The organism is Citrobacter sp. Res13-Sevr-PEB04-36 (assembly GCF_015672735.1).
In the GTDB taxonomy this organism is placed as follows: Bacteria; Pseudomonadota; Gammaproteobacteria; order Enterobacterales; family Enterobacteriaceae; genus Citrobacter.
The window spans coordinates 16,510-29,821 of sequence record NZ_JADABY010000045.1; the positions used below are offsets into that span (position 1 = coordinate 16,510).

Here is a 13,312-nt window from a genome sequence, read left to right on the forward strand (position 1 = left end):
TTACTGCAGCAGAGAAATATCCGCCACGCGCAGGAACAGCTCGCGTAATTTTTCGAGCATGGTGAGGCGGTTGATACGTAAATCCTTATCTTCCACCATAACCATTACTTTCTCGAAGAACGCATCAACCGGTTCGCGCAGTTCGGCCAGTTCGACCAGCGCTTCCTGATAACGACCCTCAGCAAACGCAGGCTCCAGCTTGTCACGCAGCACCACAACTTTCATCGCCAGCGTAATTTCTTCCGGCTCTTTCAGCGTTGCGGCATTCACACGATCATTCAGCGGCTCTGTCGTTTTCGCGAGGATGTTGGAAACACGTTTGTTGGCCGCAGCCAGTGCGAACGCGGCTTCCAGCGTACGGAAGTGCGAAACCGCCTTCATACGTGCGTCAAAATCAGCCGGGCGAGTCGGACGACGCGCCAGCACCGCCTGAATGGTGTCAACGGTGTAGCCTTCGTCCTGATACCAGGCACGGAAGCGGCCCAGCATAAAGTCGATGACGTCATCCACCACGTTCGCGTTGGACAGCTTGTCACCGTACAGACGTACCGCTTCTTCGGTCAGCGTTTGCAGATCGAGGTTCAGGTTCTTCTCAACGATGATACGCAGCACGCCCAGCGCAGCACGACGCAGTGCAAACGGGTCTTTGTCACCTTTTGGATGCTGACCAATACCGAAGATGCCCGCCAGGGTGTCCATTTTATCGGCAATGGCTACCGCACAAGCCACCGGGTTAGACGGCAGGTCATCACCAGCAAAGCGTGGCTGATATTGCTCGTTCAGCGCTACCGCTACATCTTCCGCTTCACCATCATGACGTGCGTAGTGCATGCCCATCACGCCCTGGGTGTCGGTGAACTCGAAGACCATGTTGGTCATCAGGTCACACTTGGACAGCAGGCCCGCGCGGGTGGCATGGTTGACGTCAGCGCCAATTTGTCCGGCAATCCAGCCCGCCAGAGCCTGAATACGATCGGTCTTGTCACGCAGAGTACCGAGTTGCTGTTGGAACAGCACGGTTTGCAGACGCGGCAGATGATCTTCCAGACGTTTTTTGCGGTCGGTATTGAAGAAGAATTCGGCATCCGCCAGACGCGGACGAACCACTTTTTCGTTACCGGAAATAATCTGCATCGGATCTTTCGATTCGATGTTGGCGACGAAGATAAAGTTCGGCAGCAGCTTGCCGTCGTTCGCGTACACCGGGAAGTACTTCTGGTCACCTTTCATGGTGTGAACCAGCGCTTCAGACGGTACCGCGAGGAATTTTTCTTCGAATTTCGCCGTCAGCACCACTGGCCATTCAACCAGAGAAGCCACTTCTTCCAGCAGGCTTTCGCTCAGGTCAGCGTTACCGCCAATCTTACGCGCAGCCTCTTCGGCATCGGCCTTGATTTTTGCCTTACGCTCGGCGTAATCGGCAATAACTTTGCCACGCTGGCGCAGGATTTCGGGATACTGGTCAGCATTGTCGATGGTGAACTCAGGCTCGCCCATAAAGCGGTGACCGCGGATCACGCGATCGGACTGAATACCCAGAATCGTTGCCGGGATGACTTTGTCACCCAGCAGCAGCGTGACGGTATGAACCGGACGCACGAAGTGGACGTCAGACGCGCCCCAGCGCATCAGTTTCGGGATCGGCAGCTTAGCCAGCGAGGTGGCGATCATGTTTGGCAGCAGTGTTTCTGCGCTTTCGCCTTTCACATGCGCACGGTACAGCAGCCATTCACCTTTGTCGGTGGTCAGGCGTTCAGCCTGATCGACGGTGATACCGCAACCGCGCGCCCAACCTTCTGCCGCTTTGCTCGGTTTACCTTCCGCATCAAACGCCTGGGCAATCGCCGGACCGCGCTTTTCAACTTCACGATCAGGTTGAGATTCAGCCAGGGCAGCCACTTTCAGCGCCAAACGACGCGGCGCAGCAAACCACTCTACGTTGCCGTGTGCGAGGCCAGCATTGTCCAGCTCCGCAGTGAAGTTCGCAGCAAAGGACTCAGCCAGGCTGCGCAGTGCTTTTGGTGGCAGCTCTTCAGTGCCAATTTCCACCAGAAAAGTTTTCTCAGACATGGCCGCCTCTTATTTGTCTTTGTTGCACATCGGGAAGCCAAGGGCTTCACGGGAAGCATAGTAAGCTTCTGCCACTGCTTTGGTCAGGGTGCGAATGCGCAGGATATAGCGCTGACGCTCGGTGACGGAGATGGCTTTACGCGCATCCAGCAGGTTGAAGCTATGGGCGGCTTTCAGAATACGTTCGTAAGCAGGCAACGGCAGCGGGTTTTCCAGCGCCAGCAGCTGCTGGGCTTCTTTCTCATACTGCTCGAAGCAGGTGAACAGGAAGTCCACGTCAGCGTATTCAAAGTTGTAAGTCGACTGCTCGACTTCGTTCTGATGGAACACATCGCCGTAAGTGGTTTTACCCAGCGGGCCGTCGCTCCAGACCAGGTCGTAAACGCTGTCTACGCCCTGAATGTACATCGCCAGACGTTCCAGACCGTAAGTGATTTCTCCGGTCACAGGTTTACATTCCAGGCCACCAACCTGCTGGAAGTAGGTGAACTGCGTCACTTCCATGCCGTTCAGCCACACTTCCCAACCCAGACCCCAGGCACCCAGCGTTGGGTTTTCCCAGTTATCTTCCACAAAACGGATGTCGTGAATGGTTGGGTCCATACCCAGCTCTTTCAGCGAACCAAGGTACAGCTCCTGAATGTTGTCCGGGGACGGCTTAATGACGACCTGGAACTGATAGTAATGCTGTAAGCGGTTCGGGTTTTCGCCATAGCGACCGTCGGTCGGACGACGAGAAGGCTGCACATAAGCAGTCGCCATCGGCTCCGGCCCCAGCGCGCGCAGGCAGGTCATTGGGTGAGAAGTCCCCGCGCCGACTTCCATGTCCAATGGTTGAACAATGGTGCAGCCCTGGCGAGCCCAGTAATCCTGTAAGGTCAGGATCAAGCCCTGGAAGGTCCTGGTATCAAACTTTTGCATATTATTTCGTGCTGGATACGTGTGGATTTAAAGGAAGCGATCAGTATACCCGCTGGCTGCAAGATATACAGTACGAAACGGGAAAAAGGAGGAACTTAGCGCATGGAAAGGTGCAAAAACTGCCCGTCTGCGTCAAATGAGCAGACAAAACTCTCTTTACGGAAGGTAGAACCACGCATCTCATAGCTGCCCTGGAACTGTTCGAAGCCGGTAACGTCTATTTTCTGCGTACCGGTATTATACAGCTCCGCCGCTTCATTTTTGCACAATGCTTCCATATCCAGCGAACGTGAAGGACTCACTTTAACCTTTTGCGCCTTCTGAGCTGGTGCCGATGATTGTGGATCTGCGCATCCTGCCAACAGGAAAGCAATCATCGCGGGAAAGAAATACTTCATCATCATTTTATTATCCCCTGATTTGCGGGTCAGTCTTATTATTATTACTGTCTGGAAACGGATCCTATTTTGAGAATCTCATCGGACCATCACAAGCTTTAGCGTAAAAACTCAGATTATTCCAGTGAGATACGCCTACAAAATGCCAGTCAGGCTTTTTTTAAATGGAAACAGAGGAACTGATGCAGCCCAAAATTTTCTGGATTGATAACCTGCGCGGGATTGCCTGTTTAATGGTTGTAATGATCCACACCACCACCTGGTACATCACCAATGCGCAAAACGTCAGTCCGTTAACCTGGGATCTTGCCAATGTGCTAAATTCTGCTTCACGCGTCAGCGTACCGCTGTTTTTCATGATTTCAGGCTTTCTATTCTTTGGCGAGCGCAGCGCCCAGCCACGACATTTTCTCCGTATTGCGCTCTGTGTTCTGTTTTACAGCGCCGTCGCCCTGGCCTACATCTCACTGTTCACCTCGATTAACGTCGAGCTGTCTTTGAAAAATCTGCTGCAAAAACCGGTGTTCTATCACCTGTGGTTTTTCTTCGCCATCGCCGTCATCTACCTGGTCTCACCGCTGATTCAAGTGAAAAACATTAGCGGAAAAATGCTGCTGGCGCTGATGGTGGTGCTTGGCATCCTTGCTAATCCCAACACCGTCTCGCTAAAAATGGGCGGTGTGGAGTGGCTGCCCATCAACCTGTACATCAGCGGCGACACGGTCTATTACATCCTGTATGGCATGCTAGGCCGGGCGATTGGCATGATGGATACGCAAAAGCGTGCCCTCACCTGGCTCTGTGCGGCGTTGTTCATCACTGCAGTGTTTATTATTTCTCGGGGCACGTTGCATGAACTCCGCTGGCGAGGAAATTTTGCCGATACCTGGTATCTCTACTGTGGCCCTGCGGTGTTCATTTGCGCAGTCTCGCTGCTGACGCTGATCAAAAATACGCTCAGCACGCGCACTTTGCCGGTACTGGGCCTTATTTCCCGCCACTCGCTGGGCATTTATGGCTTTCATGCGCTGATCATTCACGCGCTGCGCACCAACGGCCTTGAACTCAAAAACTGGCCACCGCTGGATATGCTGTGGATTTTCAGCGCTACGCTGGCTGGTAGTTTACTGTTGTCCATACTGTTGCAGCGTATCGATACGCGCAGGCTGGTGAGCTAAAAAGAAAAGCCCTCGATCGGTAACTATCGAGGGCAAGCGATCATTCTGTAAAATCTTCCGCTACTGCTGGCGTTTCTTTTGATTGATCCAAACCACCATCACGAATATTTTTCTGTACCGCAACGGTACCAAACAGGCTCAAAAAGAAGGCCAGGCCATAAAATCCTTTCTCGTTTAGCAGCAGCGTGGCATTCCACAAACCGATAACCAACAACGCAACCGCAATAACAAACGCGGCCAGGCAGGTTACGTAGTAAATCGGCGTAGTCGGGATCCCTTCATATTTATCCCGTACCGTTTTTTGATACGACGCAGCAGAAAACAAACCAAGCACCAAAACAGCAAAGTAATACCCCTTTTCGTTCAACTGCATATCGGCGTTCCACAACCCCAGCAGATAAACCACAATACCGCCGAGCAGCGCGACCCACGACACAATGCTAAATGCGGGTGAATAAGTTGAAGTCCTGTTTTCCATTTAGTGTTCCTGTCCTTTAGATAAATATTCTGCTGGGCGCATGAGTAAAACTTGCCCCAGTAAACACACAAAGAATGCCATTGGGTAGACACCCATTTCGAGAAGTGACAAAGGAGCGTTCAGGATCCCCACCAGCAACAGCCCTACCGTGATCAATGCCACCATCTGACACACGGAAGAGAAGCGTTCGTCATTCTGATTGAGATTTTCAGCACGCTGATAAGCGTACGTCACAAACATTCCCGTCATCAGCGCACCAAAAAAATAGCCTTTGCCGCTCAATAACGGGCATGCCCGCCATAAGCCAATAACGTAAATCAACGCGCCAGAGAGGAATAATATCCATGGCAACAGCCTTGTCGTCTTCATTGGGATCTCCTTATCCATCATGGATACCATATGAATAACCCACTAAAGACAACACTGAAAAATAGCACCAGGTTAGATTTTCAGAATAAATCCATGCACGTAATTTATTAATTTGGGAAATAAATAGATTATGAAAATCCCCTCCGAGTTAGCAGAGGGGAAATAAGATCAGGACATGAGTGGCAGCAATTGCTGATAAATACGACGGAAGGTTTCGCGGCGTTGCTGATAAAGCGCATGGCGCTCAGCATCAGGATAATGCGCCTGCTCCAGCGCCAGTTGAGGCAACAGGGTAGATAATGGCTTATCGGTATTCATGGCAACTTGTGCCAGACGCGCCGCACCCAACGCAGGACCGACATCACCGCCAGTACGGTAATCCAGCTGCAGACCGCTGATATCCGACAGCATCTGACGCCAGTACTCACTGCGCGCTCCACCGCCTATAAGCGTAATGCTGGCCGGTTTAACACCACAGGCATGCACCACATCCATGCCATCCGCCAGCGCGAATCCCACACCTTCCAGCACCGCTCGTGCCAGCTCAGCCGGCCCATGCTGATGCGTCAGGCCAAAAAAAACGCCTTTCGCCTGCGGGTTATTGTGCGGCGTACGCTCACCCGACAGATAGGGCAAGAACCAGACCGGTTCAGCCTGCTCATCCGCTTGTTGCGCCGCAACGATCAACGCAGGTACGCTTGCCATCCCGGTTAATTTTGCCGCCCAGTCAAGGCAGGATGCCGCACTGAGCATAACGGACATCAGGTGCCATTTTTCAGGTAAAGCATGGCAAAAGCAGTGGACTGCGCTTTCCGGTTTGCTGAGAAAGCCGTCGCTGACCGCAAAATAGACCCCGGAAGTACCCAGCGATAACATCGCCTGACCGGCATTCATCATACCGACGCCAACCGCGCCCGCCGCATTATCGCCACCGCCCGCTACCACTGGAATCTCGGACATGCCCCAGGATTGGGCGACCGTAGGCAACAACGTTCCGGTAACCTCGCTGCCTTCAAACAACGCGGGCATATGCGCACGGCTCAGGTGACAGGCCGCCAGCATAACGTCACTCCAGTCGCGTTTCGCGACGTCCAGCCACATCGTCCCGGCGGCATCAGACATATCGCTGGCGAATTCCCCGGTCATACGCAAACGCAGGTAATCTTTCGGCAGCAGGACTTTATCAACCTGACGAAAAACTTCCGGTTCATGACGCTGAATCCACAGCAATTTGGGCGCCGTAAAACCTGGCATCATCAGATTGCCGGTGATCTCACGAGACTCTGGAATCTGGTTTTCCAGTATCTCGCACTCTTGCGCACAGCGTCCGTCATTCCACAGGATCGCCGGGCGCAATACCTTCTGCTGCTTATCAAGTAGCGTCGCACCGTGCATTTGACCGGCAATCCCCAGCGCCTTCACCGCACTCAGTGAATGTTGCTGAGCCAGCGCTTTGATCGCACGATCTGTTGCCAGCCACCACTGTTCAGGATCCTGCTCCGACCATAACGGATGAGGGCGTGAGACCGTGAGCTTCTCCGTCTGCGAGGCCACGACATCACCCTGCTCATTGAGCAGAATAGCCTTTACGCCTGATGTGCCAAGATCTATCCCGATATACATAGGGTATCGTTCCTTAAAGAAAGGCCCGGCAGCGCAAAGCTATCCGGGCTTACACACGTTCTCAACGATCCGTTATTTGTCGAACAAATAATGGTTTACCAGATTTTCCAGCTGTTCCTGATGACCGCTCTGATGCACCGGCGCCAGGTTGTGTTGTTCAGCGTACTGCGCAATTTCGGTCAGCGTCATCTGGCCTTTCAGAATTTGCTGGCCCAGCTCACCATTCCAACCGGCATAGCGTTTTGCAACACGCTGATCCAGCCCGCCATCTTCAATCATGCGCGCCGCGATTTTCAGCGACAGCGCCATGGTATCCATCGCCCCAATATGACCATAGAACAGATCGTATTTATCAGTACTCTGGCGACGGACTTTGGCATCAAAGTTCAGGCCACCGGTGGTGAAACCGCCCGCTTTCAGAATTTCGTACATCACCAGCGCATTCTCTTCCACACTGTTCGGGAACTGGTCGGTATCCCAGCCCAGCTGTGCATCGCCGCGGTTGGCATCGACGGAGCCAAACAGGCCCAGAGCGATCGCGGTGGCGATTTCGTGATGGAAAGAGTGACCAGCCAGCGTGGCGTGGTTGGCTTCGATATTCAGTTTAATTTCTTTTTCCAGACCAAACTGTTTCAGGAAGCCATAGACGGTCGCCGCATCGTAGTCGTACTGGTGTTTGGTCGGCTCTTGTGGCTTCGGTTCGATCAGCAAGGTGCCCTGGAAACCTGTTTTGTGTTTGTGCTCAACAACCAGCTGCATAAAGCGGCCAATCTGCTCACGTTCCTGACGCAGATCGGTATTCAGCAGCGTTTCATAGCCTTCACGCCCGCCCCACAGGACATAGTTCTCACCGCCTAATTTATGCGTAGCATCCATGGCAGTCACCACCTGGGTGGCCGCCCAGCTGAACACTTCCGGGTCCGGGTTGGTGGCCGCGCCTGCGCCATAACGTGGGTTAGTAAAGCAGTTTGCCGTGCCCCACAGTAGCTTCACGCCGCTTTGTTCCTGTTTGGCAGCCAACACGTCAATCATCTGCGCGAAGTTGTTTTTGTACTCTTTCAGTGAAGCGCCTTCAGGCGAGACGTCCACATCATGGAAACAGTAGTAAGGCACGTTCAGCTTGTGGAAAAACTCGAACGCGACATCCGCTTTGCGTTTCGCCAACGCTAGCGCTTCACCGGGCTGCTGCCATGGGCGGTCGAAGGCCCCCATACCGAACATGTCTGCACCATTCCAGCAGAAAGTGTGCCAGTAGCAGGCGGCAAAACGCAGGTGATCTTCCATACGCTTGCCTAACACTTTCTCATCAGGATTGTAATGGCGAAATGCGAGCGGGTTAGTGGATTTTGTTCCTTCAAAACGTACACGATCGAGCTGGTCAAAATAAGCCTGCATAATAAGCTCCATAATCAGGTAATACGGCAAGTAAACTGCGATATAGCCATACTGGAATTTCCTGATTTATTGCTCAATTACGTTATTTCACACCGCTATTAAGAGAATACTCAAATGTGCGCTGGCTCCCAAAAAAACATGCCAAATAAAGAAATTAAAAAGCGATCACAATCCGATTTTTGCCATTAAACAAAAAACCGTAATCCGCAGATAAGAAATGACAATTGTCTTCCCGGTTGGGGTGTGTGAGTTTGGCGTAATCAAAGTTTTGTCACACTTGATCAGACAGCAGCATCCGCGGTTTTGGTAGTATCAACAGGCCCATATTCACCCTTTCCAGGATAGGCTCTTATGTTTGATAAACGTCACCGTATCACTCTTTTGTTTAATGCCAATAAAGCCTACGATCGCCAGGTAGTAGAGGGCGTGGGTGAGTATTTACAGGCTTCACAATCTGAATGGGATATATTCATCGAAGAAGATTTCCGTGCACGTATTGATAATATCAAAGAATGGTTAGGCGACGGCGTTATTGCCGATTATGACGATGAAGACATTGCACAATTACTTGCTGATGTGGATGTCCCCATCATCGGCGTCGGGGGTTCCTACCATCTTGCCGAACATTATCCACCGGTTCATTACATTGCCACCGACAACCACGCGTTGGTTGAAAGCGCCTTTTTGCATTTAAAAGAAAAAGGGGTGAACCGATTTGCATTTTATGGTCTTCCGGCCTCAAGCGGCAAACGCTGGGCCGAGGAGCGCGAGTATGCCTTTTGCCAGCTGGTAGCAAAAGAAAAGTACCGTGGCGTGGTGTATCAGGGTCTGGAAACGGCGCCAGAAAACTGGCAGCACGCACAAAATCGGCTGGCCGACTGGCTGCAAACCCTTCCGCCGCAAACCGGGATTATCGCCGTCACCGATGCACGTGCGCGGCACGTTCTGCAGGCCTGCGAACATCTGCATATTCCGGTACCGGAAAAACTGTGCGTCATTGGCATTGATAACGAAGAGTTGACCCGCTACCTGTCTCGCGTAGCGTTGTCATCCGTTGCTCAGGGTGCCCGCCAGATGGGCTATCAGGCGGCAAAGCTCCTGCACCGCGTTCTGGCGAATGAAGAGCCGACGCTGCAGCGCATTCTGGTTCCCCCGATGCGCGTCGTGGAGCGCCGTTCAACCGACTACCGTTCATTAACCGATCCGACTGTTATTCAGGCGATGCACTTCATCCGTAACCATGCCTGTAAGGGCATCAAAGTTGAGCAGGTGCTGGACTCGGTGGGGATTTCACGTTCGAATCTGGAGAAACGTTTTAAAGAGGAAGTCGGGGAGACCATCCACGCGATGATCCATGCAGAAAAGCTGGAGAAAGCGCGCAGTCTGTTGATTTCCACCACGCTTTCCATCAACGAGATTTCACAGATGTGCGGCTATCCGTCTCTGCAGTATTTCTATTCCGTGTTCAAGAAAGAATACGACACGACGCCAAAAGAGTATCGCGATGTGAACAGTGAAGTGTTGATGTGATGGGATGTATTGCCGGGTAGCGGCTGCGCCTTACCCAGCCTACGAGTCATCTTGTAGGCTGAATAAGCGTAGCGCCATCCGGCGCAGGTAACTACATATGCGCAGCGATTAAGCGCTGGTTATCCTGATACATCGCGAACAGATAGTTGTTGTAGCTCTGTCCTTTGGTGGAGTAACCCTTCAGTTTATGGATCATCGCCGTGGCGGTGACTTCCTGATCGGTTTTACGCAGTTGAGCACGAGACTTACGGAAGGAAGAGTAAGCCGGATGCGTATTCAGGTTAACGACGTAGGCCGTCACGGACTCTTTTACCGAATCAAACTGAGAGTAGCCTTTCACTTTACCCGGCGCATTAGTACAACGGCCTTTGACACATTTCATGCCAAACAGGTTGTTATTGCTACGTGCCAGCTTCGACGTACCCCAGCCGCTTTCAGCCGCTGCCATGGTCGCGACCATACTGGTCGGGATAATATCCACGCGCTCAAGCAGCGTGTTCCACGGAATTTTACGTGTGTTGCCAGACCAGCTCACCTTATAGCGTTTAGCGATATCTTTCATACGCGCACGCTCGCTCGGCGACCAGCGATTCTGGTACTGCTTTGAAATCAGCCAGTTACGTTCAGCAGTAATGGCCGCATTTTGACTAGTAATGTAAGGCATAACCGTCCGGAGAAACGCTTTTTTCCTTGGTGTTCCGGAAGGGTATTTTCGCAAATCAGGAAGTGAACTACTCTTTGCACTATTGCGAGAATACTCTTGTTTACTGCTTACCTGTGTACTACTTGTCTTGATTGCCTGGGGCTTCTGACTCGTTGTTGCCGTGTGTGTCTTTGCCAGCGCCTCACCCGAAAATGCAATGGTGAGTAACATAAGAATCATGGCCCCATATCGTCGAATGGGAGTCAATATCATTAGGTCTCCTGGTCGGATTTATACATTCCAACACCTTATATTTTTCACAAAAATGAGAGATGAATCTCAAATCATAGCAAAAATAGCCGTCAAGAGCACCCAAAGGAATAGTCCAATTCCGAAACTATGTCACGCGCTAACGGTTAAGATTGGCATTAATTCGAAGAAAATGTGGGGGTTATCGCAAAATAACGCCGTTTTTTGCGCACGATCGCTCACCCTCACGTCTCATCCTGGCGGAATCCACCCAAAGGATGAGTCTCCGACCGTAATTCGCTGGCAAACTGGCTAAAATCGCAGCATTAAGGACAGCGTTATGAAACTTGCCGCCTTTGCGCTGGCGCTTGTACCCGGCATCGCCATCGCCTCGTCATGGACCTCTCAGGGATTCCCCGCCTTCGAAGTGGAAGGTACGGGTAAGTTTGTCAGCCATGCAACGTTGATGAAGGGTACCCGTCCTTTAATACTAAATTTTGACCAACAGTGCTGGCAGCCTGCCGATGCCATAAAACTCAATCAGATGCTGTCACTCAAACCCTGTGCAGGCGATCCGCCGCAATGGCGTGTATTCAAAGATGGTCATTACACACTGGAGGTCGATACCCGCTCCGGCACACCGACGCTGATGCTCTCGGCAGCAAACACCGTTGAGCCGGTGACCCAGCAGATTCGCCAATGTCCGAAATGGGATGGCTCAGCGTTAACGCTGGACGTGACTCAGACCTTCCCTGAAGGTGCCGTGGTGCGCGATTACTACAGCCAGCAGACGGCCACAGTGAAAAACGGTCAGATTACCCTTCAACCCGCGGCCAATAGCAACGGGCTGTTACTGCTTGAACGCGCAGAAACAGACACTCCCGCCCCCTTCGACTGGCATAACGCCACTGTGTACTTCGTTCTGACAGATCGCTTTCAGAATGGCGATCCGACCAATGACCACAGCTACGGTCGCCACAACGATGGCATGCAGGAGATTGGGACGTTTCACGGTGGCGATTTACGCGGTCTCACCAGTAAACTCGACTATCTGCAACAGTTGGGGGTTAACGCCCTGTGGATCAGCGCTCCATTTGAGCAGATTCACGGCTGGGTAGGCGGTGGCACGAAAGGGGATTTTCCCCACTACGCCTATCATGGCTATTACACGCAAGACTGGACCACGCTTGACGCCAATATGGGCAATGAGGCCGATCTGCGTACGCTGGTCGATGGCGCCCACCAGCGCGGTATGCGTATTCTGTTCGATGTGGTAATGAACCATGCCGGTTACGCGACGCTGGCAGACATGCAAACGTATCAGTTTGGCGCGTTGTACTTATCGGGCGATGAATTGAAACATACGCTCGGTGAACGCTGGACGGACTGGAAGCCCGCCGCCGGACAGAGCTGGCACAGCTTTAATGATTACATCAACTTCAGTGATAAAGGCGCCTGGGAAAAATGGTGGGGGAAAAATTGGATCCGTACCGACATCGGCGACTACGACAGCCCCGGCTTTGACGACCTGACGATGTCGCTGGCCTTCCTGCCCGACCTGAAAACCGAATCCACCACACCTTCCGGGTTACCGGTATTTTACAACAACAAACCGGACACCCACGCCAGGGTCAATGCCGGCTACACACCGCGAGATTATCTGACTCACTGGCTCAGTCAGTGGGTGCGTGACTACGGTATTGACGGATTTCGGGTCGATACCGCCAAGCACGTCGAGCTTCCCGCCTGGCAGCAGTTGAAAACCCAGGCCAGTGCTGCGCTGGCCGAATGGAAGAAAGCTAACCCGGACAAAGCGCTGGATGATAAGCCCTTCTGGATGACCGGCGAAGCCTGGGGTCACGGCGTCATGCACAGCGAGTATTACCGCCACGGCTTTGATGCGATGATCAATTTTGATTACCAGGAGCAGGCAGCTAACGCCGTCGACTGTCTGGCCAACATGGATCTCACCTGGCAGCAGATGGCGGATAAATTGCAGAACTTTAACGTCCTGAGCTATCTGTCATCACATGACACGCGCCTGTTCCGTGAAGGTGGAGATAAAGCCGCCGAGCTGTTGCTACTGGCACCGGGCGCGGTGCAGCTGTTTTACGGTGACGAATCCGCGCGTCCTTTCGGCCCGACCGGCTCAGACCCTTTACAGGGCACGCGATCCGACATGAACTGGCATGACGTCAGCGGTAAATCGGCCGCCCGCGTCGCACACTGGCAGAAAATCAGCCAGTTCAGAGCCAGGCATTCCGCCATCGGCGCAGGTAAACAAACCACGCTGACGTTAAAACAAGGATACGGATTTACCCGCGAGCACGGTGACGACAAAGTGATGGTTATCTGGGCAGGCCAGCCCTGATCCCGCCAGGCTTCTCGTACCAAGTGGTGCGGGAAGCCTTATACAAAATAAAAAACCAGCCTGTTACAAATTCATAGCACAATACGT

11 protein-coding genes are annotated in these 13,312 nt (G+C 52.6%); 3 read left to right on the forward strand and 8 right to left on the reverse strand.

The window, feature by feature from the left end:
• The 3 genes from glyS to IMQ48_RS14070 form a co-directional block, all read right to left on the reverse strand.
• Complete coding sequence (gene glyS, locus IMQ48_RS14060; protein ID WP_196209529.1) at positions 1 to 2,070, reverse strand: glycine--tRNA ligase subunit beta; 2,070 nt, start codon at positions 2,068 to 2,070, stop codon at positions 1 to 3.
• Between the two features lie 9 nt (positions 2,071 to 2,079).
• Complete coding sequence (glyQ, locus tag IMQ48_RS14065; RefSeq protein ID WP_001168551.1) at positions 2,080 to 2,991, reverse strand: glycine--tRNA ligase subunit alpha; 912 nt, start codon at positions 2,989 to 2,991, stop codon at positions 2,080 to 2,082.
• 95 nt (positions 2,992 to 3,086) lie between these two features.
• Positions 3,087 to 3,395, reverse strand: a complete 309-nt coding sequence (locus tag IMQ48_RS14070; RefSeq protein ID WP_196209530.1) for a YsaB family lipoprotein — start codon at positions 3,393 to 3,395, stop codon at positions 3,087 to 3,089.
• A 176-nt stretch (positions 3,396 to 3,571) separates the two neighbouring features.
• Between IMQ48_RS14070 and IMQ48_RS14075 the strand changes: the two genes are divergently transcribed.
• Complete coding sequence (locus IMQ48_RS14075; RefSeq protein ID WP_196209610.1) at positions 3,572 to 4,567, forward strand: acyltransferase; 996 nt, start codon at positions 3,572 to 3,574, stop codon at positions 4,565 to 4,567.
• A gap of 40 nt (positions 4,568 to 4,607) precedes the next feature.
• On the opposite strand, the gene yiaA is transcribed toward IMQ48_RS14075, so the two are convergent.
• From yiaA to xylA, 4 genes are all read right to left on the reverse strand, one after another.
• A complete protein-coding gene (yiaA, locus tag IMQ48_RS14080) occupies positions 4,608 to 5,045 on the reverse strand; it encodes an inner membrane protein YiaA (protein WP_075145496.1) in 438 nt (145 codons plus the stop codon).
• A complete protein-coding gene (gene yiaB, locus IMQ48_RS14085) occupies positions 5,046 to 5,414 on the reverse strand; it encodes an inner membrane protein YiaB (RefSeq protein WP_196209531.1) in 369 nt (122 codons plus the stop codon).
• 168 nt (positions 5,415 to 5,582) lie between these two features.
• Positions 5,583 to 7,037: a xylulokinase gene (gene xylB / locus IMQ48_RS14090; protein ID WP_196209532.1), complete on the reverse strand. Its 1,455-nt coding sequence runs from the start codon at positions 7,035 to 7,037 to the stop codon at positions 5,583 to 5,585.
• A 72-nt stretch (positions 7,038 to 7,109) separates the two neighbouring features.
• Positions 7,110 to 8,432: a xylose isomerase gene (gene xylA / locus IMQ48_RS14095; protein WP_196209533.1), complete on the reverse strand. Its 1,323-nt coding sequence runs from the start codon at positions 8,430 to 8,432 to the stop codon at positions 7,110 to 7,112.
• A 351-nt stretch (positions 8,433 to 8,783) separates the two neighbouring features.
• Here xylA and xylR point away from each other — a divergent pair, with 351 nt between their 5' ends.
• Complete coding sequence (gene xylR / locus IMQ48_RS14100; RefSeq protein ID WP_196209534.1) at positions 8,784 to 9,962, forward strand: D-xylose utilization transcriptional activator XylR; 1,179 nt, start codon at positions 8,784 to 8,786, stop codon at positions 9,960 to 9,962.
• Between the two features lie 91 nt (positions 9,963 to 10,053).
• Here the strand turns inward: xylR and IMQ48_RS14105 are convergent, their stop codons facing one another.
• The gene (locus tag IMQ48_RS14105; protein WP_196209535.1) at positions 10,054 to 10,878 is read right to left on the reverse strand and encodes a protein bax; all 825 of its coding nucleotides are present in this window, start codon (positions 10,876 to 10,878) and stop codon (positions 10,054 to 10,056) included.
• A 316-nt stretch (positions 10,879 to 11,194) separates the two neighbouring features.
• On the opposite strand from IMQ48_RS14105, the gene malS reads away from it, so the two are divergent.
• Positions 11,195 to 13,225, forward strand: a complete 2,031-nt coding sequence (gene malS / locus IMQ48_RS14110) for an alpha-amylase (RefSeq protein WP_196209536.1) — start codon at positions 11,195 to 11,197, stop codon at positions 13,223 to 13,225.
• The last annotated feature ends 87 nt before the right edge of the window (positions 13,226 to 13,312 follow it).